Origin of the sequence: Geobacillus sp. E263 (genome assembly GCF_007197795.1) — a bacterium.
In the GTDB taxonomy this organism is placed as follows: Bacteria; Bacillota; Bacilli; order Bacillales; family Anoxybacillaceae; genus Parageobacillus_B; species Parageobacillus_B toebii.
The window spans coordinates 1,448,557-1,466,253 of the sequence record NZ_CP041632.1 but is presented as its reverse complement, the minus strand read 5'-3'; the positions used below and the strand labels follow the sequence as shown (position 1 = coordinate 1,466,253).

Genomic DNA, 17,697 nt, shown 5'->3' with positions numbered 1-17,697 from the left:
GCTTCTATATTCTAGCGCATCGCTTCTTTACGCAGAAACCATATGCCGATAGCGAATAAAATCGCGCCCGCCCATCGATACATACGAATCGCTTCGGATAAGATAATATGATAAGTATCCGTGTCTGCATGTCCCCCACTTTCGCGAAGCCAATGATTGGCGTATGCTTCGCCAAGGTCCACGCTTTTCCAAAGCAAAAAAGCGCCGATTCCAACCATTGCAATGTCCAGCCACCATTTCCAATTCTTCAATCATATCCCCCCTATTGTTTTTCCTGCACATACGAAAGCACCGCTGGAATTGCTTCAATCAAATCGCCAGCAAGCACGTCCCATTGTGAATGACCGCGTTCTACAAGCATATCAGCGGCTTTTCCATGAACCCAAACGGCGTTGCTAATGGCTGCTTGTGCGGAGTGATGCTGCATGAGAAACGCGGCAATCATTCCTGTCAGCACGTCGCCGCTTCCGCCTTTTGCCAAGGCGGGATTCCCGGTTGTGTTGACGTATTGCGAGCCGTCTGGTGCTGTGACAATCGTATAAGGCCCTTTCAACACCACATAGATGCCATACTCCGTTGCCAGCTGCTTCGAAATGCCAAACCGGTCGCGTTCAACTTCATCGATAGACAGATCAAGCATGCGCGCCATTTCTCCAGGGTGCGGAGTAACAACGGTCGCATCCTTCCGTTCGCGAACGAGTGAAGCATACTCGTTCCAGAAAAAGAGGGCGTCGGCATCGATAACAATCGGCACTTCCTGCTGCACGATGGCGGAAACAAGGTTGCGGACGCCATCCGTACGGCCAAGCCCCGGGCCAATCGCGATCGCTTCGATATCGAGCGCCGATACATCCACGGCGCCGGAAAACGCTCCGTCTCGCGCCGGGCACGGATAGTACATCGCTTCCGGAACGCGATTGGCGACAACGGAATAAATGTCATCCGGCACTGCCATTGTCAATAATCCCGCACCGCTTCGCAGTGCGGCTTTTGCCGTTAACGTAATCGCACCTGTCATCGAGCGAGAACCGCCAACAACCAACAACTTTCCATGCGTTCCTTTATGGGACGACCGGTTTCGTTTTGGCAATGTCCGTATGACATCGTCCTCTTTCCAGACAAAGCGAGGAGCAGCATTCCGCTTCACGGCAATCGGTGGAATGCCGATATCGACAAGGAGCAGTTCGCCGTAATAGTCTGCTGTAGGGAACGTATACGCCCCTAGTTTTGGACATTGAATCGTAATCGTGATATCAGCGCGAACGGCAGTTTCGACCTCTCCTCCGTCCGCTGGAGTTCCACTCGGAATATCAACGGCATAGACGATTGCGTTAGAACGATTGACAAGTTCGATAATCTCTTTGTACGGAGAACGGACGGCCCCCTGAATGCCGATCCCAAGAAGCGCATCAATGATTACATCATAATGACGAACCTGTTCGGCAAAGTATTGTTCATTTCCGATATATTCTTTGATGTCATATCCCGAACGCTCATAAGTAGTTAGCGCTGTCTTTGCTGCACCTTTGATCTTTTCTTTCGGCGGAATAAGCCATAAATCCACGTTATAACCACAGCTTTTCAACATTCTTGCAACAACAAATCCGTCACCGCCGTTATTGCCTGTTCCCGCTAGCACCGCCACAAGCGCCGAATGCGGAATGCGTTCGCGCAGCACATGAAACAGCGCCTGCCCGGCGTTTTCCATCAAGGAATCGGCGCTGATGCCGATTTGTTCAATTGTATCACGGTCGATTTCGTACATTTCTGCGGCTGTAACGATATGCATCATGCTCACCTCATCTATAAATATGTATTCATTAACTTGTTCTCCATGAAAGAGAAAAACACCTGTAAAAATGTTTTCATAGATGCTGGAAAGAAAACCGCAGCAATGATGCAAACATACCGTCTGATTGCGGCGTGTTTGTTTTCGCAATTTTAAATCCTCTATCTCTTTGGCATTTCAGAATATCTTCCTTATATTATATAAAAGAGTTATAGTAAAACTATAGCAATACACGAAACAAAAGAGGCGAGAACATTGACGTACATCCAAAAAGGCAGCGCCGAATACATAAAAGCAAGTTTGGCGCTATTTTTCGGCGGGTTTGTCACCTTTGCGATTTTATACACGACGCAGCCGCTGTTGCCGATTTTCTCAAAAGAGTTTCATGTTTCTGCGGCGTCCGCCAGCTTAACGGTTTCCGCGTCTACCGGAACGTTGGCGGTAATGATGCTCATAGCGGCCAGTTTATCCGACCGCATCGGCAAAAAGAATGTGATGATGATGTCCATGCTGTTGACATCGATATTAGCGATGGCCATGGCGTTTAGCCCTAATTTTCTTTCCCTTGTCCTTGCGCGCACGTTTCTTGGCATGACGGCCGCGGGCATCCCGTCACTGGCCATGGCTTACGTCGCTGAGGAATTTCATCCGGCTGGGATTGGAAAAGTGATGGGTCTCTATATTAGTGGAACGAGCATCGGCGGTATGGCTGGACGTATTGTAACAGGCGTGCTGACCGATTTGTTTTCGTGGCGGACGGCGCTATTTTCCATTGGAGCAATTTCTCTTCTATTAAGCATGATTTTTGCTTTCATTCTCCCGACGCCTCGACATTCAATAAAAAAACCGCTCAATGGCAAAACCGCACTGCAGGCGTATGCCGTTCATTTGCGCAATAAACCGCTAATGGCTCTCATTGCACTTGGCTTTTTATTTATGGGCGGATTTGTGACGCTGTATAACTATATCGGCTTTTTATTGAGCGAACCGCCATATTCGTTCAGCCAGTCCGTTCTCGGGTTTCTTTTTATCGTATACATATTTGGCAGTTTCAGTTCGGTTTATATGGGAAGAAAAGCCGATTTACACGGCCATGCGCTGGTGTTAAGCATTTCGGTGGCATTGACCGTGCTTGGTGCGGTCGTTACACTCGTTCCGTCTATTGTTGTCAACATCATCGGGCTTTCGTTATTTACCTTTGGCTTTTTCGGCTGCCATTCCATCGCGAGCGCCTGGATTGGCGAACGTGCAAACGTAAATAAAGCGCAAGCCTCTTCTCTTTATCTCTTATTCTATTATTTAGGCTCCAGCCTCGCTGGCACAGCTGGCGGCTATTTTTGGACCCACTTTCATTGGCTTGGCGTCATCGCATTTATCGTAACTTTATTGCTATTAAGCTTTCCACTTATTGGTTATGCTCAAAAGCAGCTCGAGTAATTCCCACGATTACCACATAAGAGAGAGGAGACGCAATTTCCTTCTCTCTTTTCTTGATTAGGACTTTCCTAAAACGCGATGAAAATAGATTTTCAGATTAGCGGCTGTTTCGGCAAGCCGCTGCTTCGCTCCTGTATCGAACTGCGACTCGCTCCATGTAAATCCGTCCCCGATAAACCGAGGAATAACATGCATATGATAATGCCCCAAATCGTTAAACACACCGCCATTTTGGCAAATAGTAATGCCGTCCGCCCCATACCGTTGTTTTAGCACGTTTGCACATAATTGCGATGTTTTCATCACATGCAGCGACAGCTCCTCATCCATTTCCTCCAATTCCCGAATATGTTGCTTAGGTAAAATAAGCATATGCCCTTCGTTGAATGGATCAATATCGAGCACACAAGTGACTAGCTCATCATCATATATGATATATGTTGGTTCTAATCCATGCGCAATCCGGCATCCTAAACAATCCACCATTATCCCCTCTTTACTAGCGTGATGACGCCCCTGACAAGGAAGTGCACGACAAGCTGGCCAAGTGTATACACAATCGCTGTAAACACCATAGCTACATTTCTCGTAACAGGCTTAAACCAATGCAGATCATTCGGGACCGCAAGCGACGCAAGACACAATGTCAAAACCGCAGCGATTCCGTTCATCAGGAAAAACGTTTTCCAGTTCGCTTGTGTGGATAGGCCTCCTACAATGATAATAGCGACACATAATACAATCACAGGGGATGCAGACGAACGCATCGAAATATATTGATTATATTCGAAAAAATGAAAGAGAAACGGGACAGGAATCCATGACAGTGCCAAATATACCGTTTTATATGAAAGCTTTTTTTTATAAAGCTGATACAGTGGATGCAGAATGAAGAACATTCCTGATGCAATACAAAGGTAGGAAAGCGGGTATGTCTTTAACGAGATGAGAAAAACATCGATGGGGTAAATATCGCTGCAATATTCCACATCTTTCGGAGTAAAAATAAATTTTGGTCGGCAATCCGTCTGGGATTCATAGGCAATTTTGCTGGCAAGAAAGAATGAATACACATACGTCACTAAAAAGACAGGAAGGCTGAACCCCCAAATCCACCATCCGTACTTCAAAACCACCACCCCTTTTATACCAAATTTCCCTTTTAGTGTAATTTTACACTATTTACTCATATAATATGAGGATTTTCCCTCGATTGTCAACATTTTTTGCAAAAAAAGAGAGAGGGCAGTCCTATTTTATTGTGTCTGTTTGTGCCAAGCTAATTCTCTTACAAATGCGTCATTCAACAATCGCGCTTGTCATCAATCATCATCGAGAAACCGCGTGCGGATGTCGGGAGTGGGCATCAGGCAATGATCGCGCTTTCCGAACCATTCATACCGATGCTTGGCGACAAAATCATATACATAATCGCGCAGCGGCTTTGGAACAAGCCAAAATATATAAAACAGTTTCCAAGCGCCGGCAAGCCGCCGGCAAATGCGGAGAGCGGCACTTGATTTCATATAATAGCGGCCATCTTCGAGCAACACGAGACTGTCCACCTCGGGAACACCAAACTTTTCCCGCAGCGCCGCGCCTGTTTCACTTTGCAAAGAAGCAAAGCGAAATACGGCATGTGGATCACGCACGATAATAAACTGCACGCTTGCATTGCACAGCGAGCAAATGTCATCAAACAATACAATTGGATTCATGTTTCTCCCCCATTTACTGGCTTTATGCAATCAGCGACATCGTTTTTCGGAGAATTAACGATCGTTGACACTTCGTACATTTTCATCTCTTCGGCAGGATACGGCTGCAATAGCGATTTGATATAATCAGTATCCTCTAACTTCGTGTCTAGCCATGCGTCATGCCACTCTTGCGGCAAAATCACGGGCATGCGATCATGAATCGTACCTACCAATTCGTTCGCTTTTGTTGTAATAATCGTACACGTATACAGCGTTTCGCCCTGTTTGTCCCATGTCTCCCACAAACCTGCAAACGCAAATGGCTGCTCGTTTTGCAATGTAAAGCGATATGGAATTTTTTTCTCTCCTTCTTTTTTCCATTCATAAAATCCGTCCGCTAAAATCAAACAGCGCCGCTGCTTGAGCGCACGGCGAAAGCTGGCTTTTTCATCGACGGTTTCCGCCCTGGCGTTGATCATCTTCCAGCCGATTTTCGGATCGTTCGCCCAAGACGGCACGAGCCCCCATTTCATCATCTTCCCAATTCGCACTCCATCCTCTTCCACAACGGTTAGCACCTGTTGGCTTGGGGCAATGTTAAAACGAGGAGCGATGTTTTCGCTATAGCCAAAACCAAAAAGCGATTGCAATTGCTCGATTCCAACTGTTAATGAAAATCGTCCACACATGAAAAATCTCCTCCTATCCTTAGACGGATAAAAAAGGAATTTCCTTCATATAAGTAGAATTATAATCTAAAAAAGGAGTTATATGCATGGAACTCGTTGCACTTGGGTACTTTGGTGTTGTGATGCTTTTGTTGCGAGGGACAACATCGACGCAAAGACGATGGATTGGCGGCACGTTTGCTGTTTTGGTCGCTATATTTATTATCGGTTCGTTATGGATTCGCTATCAAACTGGCTTTTTCCATCTCAGCCGCTTGGAATGGCGAAACGCTGGTGGTTCAATTTCGTTAGGAAAATGGGCTGTTCCGTCATATCTCGTATTTGCCCTTTCATTGCTTCTGCTTATTTTGTTTCGCTTTATCCAAAAAACAATGGAAGCACCTTCTGAAGCGCGGGTATGGCTGTTTGTTTTCGCCTTCTTCTTTACGCTCATTTATGTCGCCGCAGTTTACATCATGTTATTTTTTGTCGCTTTCTTCTTTTTCCCGTTTGCACCGTAGTGTTTTATGTTGATATGAAAGGGATTCATGGCTGCTTTCATGTATAATGTTTACTTTTTTCAAAACGGCGGAATGGACACAAGCAATTCTTTCATTTAAAACAGTTCCTTATTTCATTTTAGCCTCTGTTGCTATAACGATTCTACAAAAGATATAAAAACCGGAGACATTTTTCGATGGCTGAAAAATGTCTCCAGTTCATCACCACCAAATCGTTATTTCCGCAGCTCTTCCTCTAAATTCTCGTTTAATAAAAAAACAATCACTCGCTCCCCGGTACGGGTGCTGATGTCGGTGTGCATGCTGATGACATCTTTTCCGGTAATTTCTGAAATCATTTTTTTTAGCTGGTCGCTGCCCGATTCAATTAAATCCGCGCGAATGCGCTTGATTGACAATAATCCATCCTTCGTGCTTGCTAAGTTTTTTTCCGCCGGCGTTAAAATTCCTTTTAATTGAATGAGAATAATGTTACGAACGATATCGGTCTTAACAGCAACGGACCCCCGTCCTAAATATTCTTTTTCCCATTGCGTAAGCGCGCGGCTAATTTGATCTTCCATTTCTCCTTTTGATACTGGCATGTCTTAGTTCCCCCCTTTTCCATAAAAAAACGGCATGCCCACTATTTTTAGTGAAACATCCCGATCGGCTATAACCAAACTGCACTGTCATTCTAGCAATTTGGCTATCTATCAATGAACGGCATAATTTATTCACTATTATAATCATCCATATATTTTTCATGTCAAGAAAAAGTTTTATTGAACTTATTTTACTTACTGTTGAATCGTATATTGTGCACCGCTTGTTGGCCGGAGAAAAGCGCGAATCCCATTTGGATGATACGGCATCCGTTGTTCTGCTGTTTCGATGTCCACCCATTGAACGTCTATGATGTTTTCATCCTTACTTATTACCACAGGCGCATGAACAATCGTTCCACGAAACGTAATAAAAAAGACATGATTACCGTCCATAAACGCTTCATTAAGGGCAATGATATCATGAACATCCACGTCATATCCCGTTTCCTCTTTTACCTCGCGAATCGCCGCTTCCCACAACGTTTCTCCTTTCTCCACTCCCCCGCCAGGAAGCGACCATGTTCCTCGTTTGTTGTACACCATTAATACCTTTTGTTCCACTTCATTGTATAGAAGCACATACACCACATCAACTCGCTTCATTGTCGCTCTCCTTCCGCAATTGCTGCAAAAATGCCAATACTTTCTCCGCATATTCACCCGGATACATTCAAAACTTTTTATCAGTGCCGAAAGCCGCCATTTCCACGTCCGTCTGCGCGGTTCTAGCTGTAGTTCCATTCCTCTTCCCGCCTTATTATATTTTAAGAATAGTAAAAATTCACCCTGCAAATAAATCCCCGCTCCACCATATTGGCTAAGCGAGGAACATTGTATTCATTTTCTATATCTCATTGTCAGTCGATCTCTCGTAACAGATGCTCTACTATTCCAACAGCTCCCTAAGCTCGGCAACATACTCATTTGATCCGGTGACAATTAGGCGATCGCCCTTATGCAGCTTTGTATCCCCATGTGGGACAATCGATTCATTTTCACGGAAGATCCGTACGATAATGCAATCTCCCATAAACGGAAAGCGGCGAAGCGGGATTCCATCATATTCATTGTTATTCATCGTAATTTCATGCAATGTCGCATCCTTGTTTATAAACATCCGCGCCACTCTTGGTGATTCGATGAACGCTTGCAGCATCGCCGTTGTCGATAATAAGGCGGACATGATTTCGATTCCTTCTGCTTTCAGCCGTTCGACCTGCTTCGGTGTTTCCGCCAAAGCAATCACCCGCTCGATTCCACGTTCTTTCGCGGCTAATGCGACACTTGCGTTAATCTCTTCGTTTCCTGTCAGCACAACTAAAATGTCCGCCGTAAACGCTCCGTGTTTTTCAAGCGTTTCTAGCGAATAGTCTTCGATATCGACAATCGGAAAAACGTGATCGGAAACGGACAGCTCCATTTTTTCTTGCCGAATATGATATAGCGTTACATCGTAGCGCTGTTCGTTTAATACCCTTGCGACTGACAGCGTAAATTGGTTGGTGCCAACAAACGAAATGTTTATTTTTTTCTCGTTATCGTCCGGCTTTGCGTACAGCTTTTTGAAGACAATCGGTGAAACGATACTGGATATAACAGCCACTAAAATCAGCGCGCCTTTCATGTTCTCATCGATAACGTTAATGCGTTCCGCGATCGTCGCTGCCGCGATGACAAGCGACAACGTAGACACGAGCAAAAACCCCGACGCGATCGTTGTTTTCGTATCATACCAAATTTTTAAAATTGAAACAGGTATCAGTTTGGAAACAACGAGCGCAAGCAGTAAAAGCGGAAGAAGCGTTAAAATTTTCGGTTCTGCCAACAATGCGCGTAAGTCTAAATTCACTCCAACCATCACGAAAAAGATGGGAATGAAAAACCCATATCCAAATGAATCTAATTTATGCACTAAATCTTTGTTCGGCGACAATAGCGAAACGAGCACGCCCGCTAAAAACGCCCCTAAAATATTTTCCGCGCCAAACGTTTCCGATAAAGCGACGAGCACAATGATGAGCGTAAATACCGCGCGTGTGCCGATTTGTACTGTTCCTTTTGCCATTGTTTCAACAAATGAACGTTTTTTGAAATATTTACCAATAAAATAGAAGAGAACACCGAAGGCAAACAACCCAAGAAGCAGCCATGTACTTCCATGATCTGGCTCATTCATGGAAACAAATACGGCCAACAAAATCATCGTCACCAAATCAGCAATGACCGCGACTAACAAGATCGTTTGACCAATCGTCGTTTTCATTAAATTGGCATCTTTTAACGTTGGAACAACGACGCCGAGAGAAATCGTCGAAATAATCAACGTCATTAAAAACGCGTTATCCATAAATCCGGTTAAAACAAACAAATAAGAAAGTCCGTACGATAAAATGAATATCGCCATAAAGATGATCGACGCGGCGATAAATGGATTCGGCTCCTTCTCTTTCTTGCTCGCTTTCGGTTTGCGCGCAAACGCGGAAAAGTCAATCTCCAAGCCGCTTAAAAACATTAAAAACAAAAATCCTAATGTCGATAATGTTTCAATCCACATATCAGGTTTTACAATATCAAATCCTGTCTTACCGATCATAATGCCTGCGATAATTTCCGCCACAACAACCGGGATCGCCTGCAGCCGTAAACGATGCAATAAAATTGGCGTCAAAAATGCGACGACTACTACAATTAATAAAGAGGTGATGGATGAATGTTCCGCCATGAAATTCCCCTTTCCAAAACTTCTTCTTTAGACTTTAGATATTATCCGATATGAGTGGATTTGGCAACTAAAAAATCTTGAGGTCGTAGATTAGCCTTGGTTCCCATCGATTGCACCGACCACTTTTCGATACCATGGTGCAATCACACCGCCTCTATATTGCAGTTCAACACGTTTTTTTGGATGAGAATCAATTCTTGTTAATCAAACATGTTTCCTTACGCGGCAATAATAACTTGATGATAACAATAAAAAATAAAACAGAGCCATAATAAACGGCTCTGTTTTCAGACTGTTGACAAAAAGGGTTACAGACGAATGTCTGTAACCCTTTTTTACTTGCTGTCAATCTAAACGGAGGGCTTCCCTCCTTAACTGCTCGCGCTCGTATAAAAGCGAAGCGCAAAACGCCAAAAGCGGCGCGACAGCCATAAAAAGACGCCAGCGAGCACAACGGATATCAGCGCGGTAACAATGTTCCACTTTCCTAACAGCGACAATGCAGGCATGTTCGTGATTACTGCGGCAGGCAGTACATATGTCAGCACGATGCGCACCCAGCCGCGGTACATGCCGATCGGAAATCTTGCTGTTTCAAAAAACGAATCAAAAATAAACGATAAATCATCAATGCGGATGACCCAAAACGATGTCGTCATCAACATCATCCATAACGAATAAATTAACACAAATGAAGCAGCGATCGTCATGATAAAAACGGCCACATCCACTAGTGACGGAATATAATGCTTTTCTACTAATCCATAGCCAATAACACCAAGACCAAGCAAAACATCAATCAGCCGCCAAAATACTAAGTGACGAAAGCTGACATAAAACATGCTGTCGACTGGTTTTGTTAAAATATAGTCCAACGTCCCTTTTCGGACATGTTCTAATAAGCGCGGCATATTCGGGCGAAGCGCAAAATCAATCAGCCCTCTGAGCGTATTAAAGACGCCAAGCAAGACAAGCACATCAGCATATGTCCAGCCCGCTAATTGATCAGTTTGGTAAAAAAAGATATTTACCGTTAAAATCGCAATCCCTATTCCAAAAAAGCTGGACAGCAAATTGCCAAGAAACTCGCTTCGATATTCCAGTTCTTCGACGAAACACGTTCGGAAAAATTCGCGAAAAATCCGCGCATATCTCCGCATTTTTACCCACCTACCGCTTGATTTTTCTTTAATCCCGCTTTCCATAACCATTGCACGGCAATAATAAACAAAACAACCCAAATGAACGCAATCCAAAAACCGGTCATTATTTCTTTTTGATTTATCGCTCCTGTAATAATGTCAATCGGAAAGCCAATCATATAGCGAAACGGCAAAAAGACGCTCCACTGCTGCAATAGCGGCGGCAACATCGACAACGGCGCAATCCGCCCTGACAAAAACAAAGAAATCACTTCGAGCAAACTATATACTGCCGTTACTTTCGTAATCCAAAAACCAAGCAGGCCGCAAGCATAACTGAGCAAAAAGCGAAGCGCCGCGCCAACTAGCACCGCCGTCAAAAACAGAAGCGCCTGTCCGCCTGTCATGTCAAAGCGAAGCGCGGGCACAAACAGCGCTGCCACCGTCCATATCGGCACTAATATGACGAGAAACAACACTTTATAAACGATGTTTTCCGCAATGGCCCAATGAATCGGATGGAGCGGGCGAATAATATAGTTGGAAAATGTCCCATCGCGAATCTCATGGTCGAGTTCCCAAACGTCCCACGCGCTCGTCATGCGCTCTACGAAAATAACGGCCATAAAATAAAAAATGAACGCGTCCGATTGGGACGGGTCGATATTCATCCAGACGACCATCGTAATGAGCGGCTGGACAATCGCTCCTGTCATCCAAACAATTGTTGCGAGGCGATAGGCTAACATTTCGACATACTTCATGCGCAGAAGGGCAATGTATTTACGAATCATGCATTCAATCCCTCCTGAAACGCGCGCGTAATCACTTCTTCCATCGGCGGGTCTTGAATGTTAATATCATGCACGTGGAAATGCTGCAAAAAGTGCGCCGACACTTCTGCCACTTTTTCCCGCGCCACCCGCAATGCCACATTTCCGTCTTCGATTTCCACAACCTCTCCGTAATCTTCCCAGCGCACGTCCGGAAGTTTGGCAAAGCGAACTTCAAGCCGCTTGTATGGAGCGAGTTTCTCCGTCAGCACCGTCAGCTCCCCATCATAAATCAGCTTTCCGTAATTGATAATCATGACGCGGTCGCACAGTGCCGTCACATCCCCCATATAATGCGACGTCAGCAAAATCGTCGTTTCATGCTCGCGATTGTAATCAACGATAAAACGGCGCACCTTTTCCTGTGTATGGACATCAAGACCAATGGTCGGCTCGTCTAAAAACAATACTTGCGGACGATGCAGCAACGCCGCTGCAAGTTCACAGCGCATCCGTTGCCCGAGCGACAAATTGCGCGTCGGTTTGTCTAGCAGTGGCTCTAACTCCAACAATTCCACTAATTCGTCTAATGTTTGCCGAAATGTTCGATCGTCAATCTCATAAATCGCTTTGTTCACCAAAAATGTTTCCATCGGCGGGATATCCCAAATAAGCTGACTTTTTTGCCCCATCACTAAACTCATCATCTTTTTAAATTCCGCTTTTTGTTCAAATGGCACAAAGCCGCCAACCGTAATTTCTCCCGATGTAGGGTGAAGGAGTCCCGCGAGCATTTTCATCGTCGTCGTCTTTCCCGCCCCATTCGGACCTAGAAACCCAACAATCTCTCCTTTTTGAATCGTAAACGAAATATCTTTGACCGCTTCTACAATCCGATATTTGCGGTTCCACAAGCTGCGGACCGACTCCAGCCAGCCCGCTTGCCGGACATGCACGCGAAATGATTTATGTAAATGCTTAACGTGAATCATCGTTTTTTCCTCCAACTGATGCCAAGAAGTTTTGTCCTTACATTATTTTTATATATATTAAGCAATTAGAAATACGCAAACAAAAAAGCAGGCTTCGTTTTGAAGCCTGCCTTTAACGTGCAGAACGCGCCAATACATATAAAAAATATGGCGCCCCAATGATGGCGACAACGATGCCTGCATGAATTTCCGATGGCTGCAAAATTGCTCGTCCGACCGTATCCGCCCCCAGCAGCAAACAAGCGCCAAGCAATGCGGACGCCGGCAGTACATAGACATGATGTACGCCGATTAATCTTCGTGCCAAATGTGGGGCAATTAACCCGATAAAACCGATGCCTCCGCTGATGGATACCGAAGCGGCCGCTAATGCGACAGCTGCCACCAATAATTGAATTTGTTCTTTTGCCACTGAAACGCCGAGTCCTGTTGCGGTGGCTTCGTCAAATGATAACGCGTCAAGCACGCGCGCTTTGTAATAAACGAAGACAAACAACACGAGAATCCACGGCAAAAGCGCCCATACATATTCCCATGACGCCCCCCAAATGCTTCCCGTCAGCCAAACTGCCGCAAATTGATACAGTTCTCTGCTAAGCCGAAGCGACAGCACCGTCATGAGCGCACTTAATCCAGCAGCGACCGCCACTCCCGTTAAAACGAGACGTCCCGGAAGCAGCCCTTCTTGTTTTTCATAGGACAAGCCAAACACAAGCGCCGCCGCCAACGCACCTCCAATAAAAGCAAGAAAAGGAAGAAATAATGCAGGGGCATCCGTACCCGTTGGAAACAACGAAAGATATAATACGACCATTACACCCGCTCCGGTCGAAATGCCTAAAAGACCAGGGTCGGCAAGCGGATTGCGCGATATCGTCTGTATAATGCATCCGGACAACGCCAGCCCAGCCCCTGCTAGTATCGCAATCAACATGCGGGGAAGACGAAATTCAAATAAAATTAACTCCTGCTTCGCTGTCCCCATGCCAGCAAGCGTTTTTGCCACTTCTAATGGAGACATTTTGCTTGCTCCGGTATTCAGACTGATGATAACCACCAAAAGCAAAAGAAAAAAAAGGGCAGTAATAACAATAGCGCGGCGTTTCATGCAAATTCCCCCTTCCGCTTGCGGGAGACATAAAGGAAAAACGGCACACCAATTAAAGCGAACAACACGCCAATCGGCGTTTCATATGGCGGATGAATCATTCTAGCACCGATGTCCGCCCAAAGCATCAACAAACTGCCGAGCACCGCGGAACATGGAATAACTAAACGATAATCGACGCCAACAAAAAAGCGGGCCAGATGCGGAACGACAAGACCGACAAACCCGATTGGGCCGACTGCGGACACTGCGCCGCCGGCAAGCACAAGCACGATCATCGCTCCCATTAGTTTGACGATCTTTGTTTTCTGACCTAATCCGGTCGCAACTTCCTCCCCGAAACTCAATATAGTAATGGACCGAGACAATAATAATGCTGCGACTAAGGCCGCAACAATCCACGGCGCCAAAAGCTTCAGCTGGCTCCACTTCACCCCGGCGACACCGCCGGCATACCAAAACGCCAATTCTTGACTAAGCTGAAAATGAATGGCGATTCCTTCACTAAGCGAGGTAAACAATGCGCTTACCGCCGCGCCCGCCAACACGAGGCGAATCGGAGTAACGCCGCCTCTTGAGAGCGCACTGACTCCATACACCATCCCGGCTGCCGCCGCCGCTCCGAAAAACGACCATATGATGAGTGATTGATAAGAAAGTCCAGGAAAAAACGCAAAACAAATTGCTACCATCAATGTCGAACCGGCATTCAATCCTAACAACCCCGCATCAGCAAGCGGATTTCTCGTCATTCCTTGCATGATGGCGCCCGCCACCGCAAAACTAGCTCCGACAAGCACATCCGCAAGGGAACGAGGAAGGCGCAAATCGCGGATAATTGCATGGGCGGTTTGCCGCGAATCGTAATGAAAAACTGCATCCCATACTGTCGTTAAACGGATATCCGCCGCACCGACCGAAATGGACAGGGCGATGCTAAAAAGAATGGCGCTTAGTCCAACGACTAGCACCAATATTGCCGCCCACGAACGCGATGATCGTTTTATATGTTTCTCTCTTTTCTCTATTTCCATCTTTCCTCTCCTTACCATCATTCCACCCTACTTTTGATTTGCAGAAAGCAATGTATCGACAACAAGGTCGAGCTGATGTTCAAGTGAAATGGCATCAGAAAACCAAATGTCTTCGATCTTCATTTCGTAAACATGATGGTTTTTCACCGCATTTAAGTTTTTCCAAATCGCGCTGTTTTTCAGCTCTTTTTCCGCCTGTTCGGTTCCGTCCATTTTATATACCGTCCAAAACATGTGATCAGCGGCATAGTCAGGCAACGCCTCTAACGAAATCAATTTCCATTGCGGACCTTGAATCACTTCTTGTTTAATTTTTTCTGGCGGTGTCAGCTGCAAAGCGTTATAAATAATTTGACCGGCATGGCCAAAATTGTCGCCGATGGCATAAAAATTTTTTCCTTGCAGTTTATAAATGCCAACGGTCTCATTTTCGCCGATGACGCCTTTAATTTTTTCACGGGCGGCTGCCGCCTTCTTATCAAATTGTTGAATCCATTGCTCCGCTTCCTTTTGCTTGCCAAAAAGCTCGCCAAATACCCGCATTTCTTCTTGGATGTTTTTATAATGGCCAAAAGGAATGAAAACAGTCGGAGCGATTTTCGATAGCTGTTTGTATTGGTCTTCTAAATATACAATAATTAAATCTGGATTTAATTCAACAACTTTTTCTAGGGAAATCGGATTGCCGACGTTTTCAATCCCTTTTGCTTGTTCTTTTATGTACGGGTTCTCCATAACTGCCTGCGTGACACCGACTGGTTTCACCCCAAGCGCCAGCGCGTTTCCTAAAAATTCATATGGCATTACCACCCGTTTTGGATGAGCGGGAATTTCGACTTTTTTCCCGTTCGCCATCGTAAATGTTTTCGTTGCATTCTCTTCTGTCTTGGGTTCCTTTTCCGATGCTGTATTGTCTTTCTGATTCCCGCAAGCGCTCATCATTGCGAGAACGAGAACCAGGATCAGCATGAATACGATACTTCTTTTTCTCGTCAACATCTCGTTGTCCCCCTCTAAAGATAATGAAAACCACAACCAATAAAAATGATAATCATTTTCGTTATAACTGTCAACCAACAACATGAACTAGCATTCTATTTACACAATCCAGAACTCTTAAACTACTTTTCCAACCAAACAGAAAGGGCTGGTCCAAAACTCTTTGGCTCAGCCCTTTGCGAAATACGATTAATGATTAGATAAACTATCCTGTTTACTGTTTGCTAACTGCTTTGATAATTCAATAAAAAACTGTAGCGCCTCCGGATTCGCCATCGATCCAGGATTGACCGCTTTTTCGAGCGGGAATCCGAGCAGCAGCTTGCGAATTGGAATTTCCATTTTCTTTCCGTTTAATGTTTTTGGAATTTGCTCGACTTGGTAAATTTCATCTGGGACAAAGCGCGGCGATACTTTTTGGCGAATTTCGTTTTTGATTTTCTCCTTTAGCTCCTCATCTAATGATGTTCCTGGCTGAAGCACGACAAACAACGGCATAAACGATTTTCTTCCCATCAGTTCTAAATCGATGATCAAACTTTCGAGCACTTCATCGAGTGATTCGACAGCGCGGTAAATTTCACTCGTTCCCATGCGGACGCCGGCGCGATTAATCGTCGAATCAGAACGCCCGTAAATGACGCAGCCGCCTTCTTCGTCGATTTTAATCCAATCCCCGTGCTTCCAAATTCCTGGATACGTATCGAAATAGCTGTCCAAATATCGCTCGTAATTTGGATCATTCCAGAAAAACAGCGGCATCGATGGCATTGGGTCGGTAATGACTAGCTCTCCCACTTCATTAATTAAGCGATTTCCATTTTCATCAAATGCCTGTACGTTTGCCCCTAACGAACGGCATTGGATGATCCCCGCACGAACCGGCAAGATTGGCGAACCGGCAACGAAAGCGGTGCATACGTCCGTCCCGCCGCTGCACGAAACTAGGCAAATATCGTCTTTCACGTTTTCGTATACCCAAGCAAATCCTTCCGTCGTCAGCGGCGAACCTGTTGAAAGAACGGCTTGCAAATCGGAAAAATCGTACAATTCTTTTGGCTTAATGCCAAGCTTTATACAAACGTTAATAAACGCTGCGCTTGTTCCGAAATGGGTAATGCGCGCCTTTTCCGCCAGCTCCCATAACACGTTTCCATCCGGATACGTCGGACTCCCGTCATAAAGCACGACCGACGCTCCAACTAACAATCCGCCGATGAGAAAATTCCACATCATCCATCCCGTTGTCGTAAACCAGAAAAATGTGCTTTCCTTTGTCAAATTTTCTTCAATCAATAGCGATTTTAAATGTTCGAGCAAAATGCCGCCATGCCCTTGAACGATTGGCTTCGGCAAGCCTGTTGTACCGGAGGAATACAAAATCCAAAGCGGATGGTCAAACGGAACGTATTCATAAGTAAGTTCCGCTTTTTCCCGAATGATATCATCCCATAATAAAACGGAATCATCCGGTGCTTGTACGTCTTCCCGCAAATATGAAAGCAAAATCGTTTTTTTGAGCGACGGCAATTTTTCCCGCAATTCGTCGACAATCGGACGTTTATCAAACTCTTTGCCGCCATATTGGCATCCGTCAATCGCAAAAAGCACAACCGGTTCAATTTGCTGGAATCGGTCAATGACGCTGCTTGCGCCAAAATCCGGTGAACAGCTCGACCAAATCGCCCCAATGCTGGCGCACGCTAAGAAAGCGATGACGGTTTCCGGAATGTTTGGCATATATGCCACAACTCGGTCTCCCGGTTTGACTCCGATTTTTTTGAGCGCGTTTGCGACCGCCGCCGTTTTTTCTTTCAGCTCTTTCCAAGCCACTTCACGATAAGGCACGCGCTCGGAACGGAAAAGAAGTGCCGGGCGGTCGGATCGCTCGTTTCGAAATACATGCTCCGCGTAGTTCAATGTCGCGCCTGGAAACCATTTCGCTCCCGGCATTTTCCGCTCTTCTAAAACGCAACGGTAAGGAGTCGCCGATTTCACCTCGCAATACTCCCACACCGATTCCCAAAATTCTTCTAGCTGTTCAACGGACCAATTCCATAATTGTCGATGTGTTTCAAATGACAGACCCTTTTTTTCCTTTAACCAATTCATATAGCGCTTAATATTCGATCGTTGAATATGTTCCTCTGTCGGCGTCCATAATACCGCCCCATCCGTAATCGCTTTCATATTCATCTGCGCAAAAAACGCAGAATTCACCCCTC

Annotated in this window: 18 protein-coding genes; 2 read left to right on the top strand and 16 right to left on the bottom strand. The window is 45.4% G+C overall.

Annotation, left to right across the window (positions count from 1 at the left end; all coding sequences use genetic code 11):
- Positions 1-11: 11 nt before the first annotated feature.
- Complete coding sequence (locus FNL97_RS07615; protein ID WP_240345749.1) at positions 12-251, bottom strand: hypothetical protein; 240 nt, start codon at positions 249-251, stop codon at positions 12-14.
- Positions 252-262: 11 nt separating this feature from the next.
- Entirely contained in the window at positions 263-1,789 is a 1,527-nt protein-coding gene (locus FNL97_RS07610) for an NAD(P)H-hydrate dehydratase (protein ID WP_143416301.1), read from the bottom strand.
- Positions 1,790-2,044: 255 nt separating this feature from the next.
- Here FNL97_RS07610 and FNL97_RS07605 point away from each other — a divergent pair, with 255 nt between their 5' ends.
- The gene (locus FNL97_RS07605; RefSeq protein ID WP_143415328.1) at positions 2,045-3,226 is read left to right on the top strand and encodes an MFS transporter; all 1,182 of its coding nucleotides are present in this window, start codon (positions 2,045-2,047) and stop codon (positions 3,224-3,226) included.
- A 57-nt stretch (positions 3,227-3,283) separates the two neighbouring features.
- Here the strand turns inward: FNL97_RS07605 and FNL97_RS07600 are convergent, their stop codons facing one another.
- From FNL97_RS07600 to FNL97_RS07585, 4 genes are all read right to left on the bottom strand, one after another.
- Positions 3,284-3,712, bottom strand: coding sequence for an HIT family protein (locus tag FNL97_RS07600; protein WP_081188885.1), 429 nt, complete (start codon positions 3,710-3,712; stop codon positions 3,284-3,286).
- A complete protein-coding gene (locus FNL97_RS07595) occupies positions 3,712-4,356 on the bottom strand; it encodes a DUF4306 domain-containing protein (RefSeq protein ID WP_143415326.1) in 645 nt (214 codons plus the stop codon). Before FNL97_RS07595 ends, FNL97_RS07600 begins: the two co-directional genes overlap by 1 nt.
- A gap of 192 nt (positions 4,357-4,548) precedes the next feature.
- Positions 4,549-4,944: a thiol-disulfide oxidoreductase DCC family protein gene (locus FNL97_RS07590; RefSeq protein WP_143415325.1), complete on the bottom strand. Its 396-nt coding sequence runs from the start codon at positions 4,942-4,944 to the stop codon at positions 4,549-4,551.
- Positions 4,941-5,615: an SOS response-associated peptidase gene (locus FNL97_RS07585; protein WP_108430359.1), complete on the bottom strand. Its 675-nt coding sequence runs from the start codon at positions 5,613-5,615 to the stop codon at positions 4,941-4,943. Before FNL97_RS07585 ends, FNL97_RS07590 begins: the two co-directional genes overlap by 4 nt.
- 86 nt (positions 5,616-5,701) lie before the next feature.
- Between FNL97_RS07585 and FNL97_RS07580 the strand changes: the two genes are divergently transcribed.
- Entirely contained in the window at positions 5,702-6,115 is a 414-nt protein-coding gene (locus FNL97_RS07580) for a hypothetical protein (protein ID WP_143415324.1), read from the top strand.
- Positions 6,116-6,330: 215 nt separating this feature from the next.
- On the opposite strand, the gene FNL97_RS07575 is transcribed toward FNL97_RS07580, so the two are convergent.
- The 10 genes from FNL97_RS07575 to FNL97_RS07530 all read right to left on the bottom strand — a co-directional run bounded on the left by FNL97_RS07575 (position 6,331) and on the right by FNL97_RS07530 (position 17,662).
- Positions 6,331-6,699 (bottom strand): Na-translocating system protein MpsC family protein, encoded by a 369-nt coding sequence (locus FNL97_RS07575; RefSeq protein ID WP_081188889.1) that lies wholly within the window; start codon positions 6,697-6,699, stop codon positions 6,331-6,333.
- Between the two features lie 195 nt (positions 6,700-6,894).
- On the bottom strand, positions 6,895-7,443 hold the full coding sequence (locus FNL97_RS07570; protein WP_286173515.1) for an NUDIX hydrolase: 549 nt from the start codon (positions 7,441-7,443) through the stop codon (positions 6,895-6,897).
- A 145-nt stretch (positions 7,444-7,588) separates the two neighbouring features.
- Positions 7,589-9,424 (bottom strand): monovalent cation:proton antiporter family protein, encoded by a 1,836-nt coding sequence (locus tag FNL97_RS07565; RefSeq protein WP_143415323.1) that lies wholly within the window; start codon positions 9,422-9,424, stop codon positions 7,589-7,591.
- Between the two features lie 371 nt (positions 9,425-9,795).
- Positions 9,796-10,584 (bottom strand): ABC transporter permease, encoded by a 789-nt coding sequence (locus FNL97_RS07560; protein ID WP_015864129.1) that lies wholly within the window; start codon positions 10,582-10,584, stop codon positions 9,796-9,798.
- A 2-nt stretch (positions 10,585-10,586) separates the two neighbouring features.
- A complete protein-coding gene (locus FNL97_RS07555; RefSeq protein WP_062677944.1) occupies positions 10,587-11,360 on the bottom strand; it encodes an ABC transporter permease in 774 nt (257 codons plus the stop codon).
- Positions 11,357-12,331, bottom strand: a complete 975-nt coding sequence (locus FNL97_RS07550; protein WP_015864131.1) for an ABC transporter ATP-binding protein — start codon at positions 12,329-12,331, stop codon at positions 11,357-11,359. The genes FNL97_RS07555 and FNL97_RS07550 overlap by 4 nt, the downstream gene beginning before the upstream one ends.
- Positions 12,332-12,443: 112 nt before the next feature.
- Positions 12,444-13,439, bottom strand: coding sequence for a FecCD family ABC transporter permease (locus FNL97_RS07545; RefSeq protein WP_015864132.1), 996 nt, complete (start codon positions 13,437-13,439; stop codon positions 12,444-12,446).
- Positions 13,436-14,473, bottom strand: coding sequence for a FecCD family ABC transporter permease (locus FNL97_RS07540; protein WP_286173514.1), 1,038 nt, complete (start codon positions 14,471-14,473; stop codon positions 13,436-13,438). The genes FNL97_RS07545 and FNL97_RS07540 overlap by 4 nt, the downstream gene beginning before the upstream one ends.
- 27 nt (positions 14,474-14,500) lie before the next feature.
- Positions 14,501-15,472, bottom strand: a complete 972-nt coding sequence (locus FNL97_RS07535) for an iron-hydroxamate ABC transporter substrate-binding protein (RefSeq protein ID WP_143415321.1) — start codon at positions 15,470-15,472, stop codon at positions 14,501-14,503.
- Positions 15,473-15,661: 189 nt separating this feature from the next.
- Positions 15,662-17,662, bottom strand: a complete 2,001-nt coding sequence (locus tag FNL97_RS07530) for an acetoacetate--CoA ligase (protein WP_143416298.1) — start codon at positions 17,660-17,662, stop codon at positions 15,662-15,664.
- Positions 17,663-17,697 lie beyond the last annotated feature (35 nt).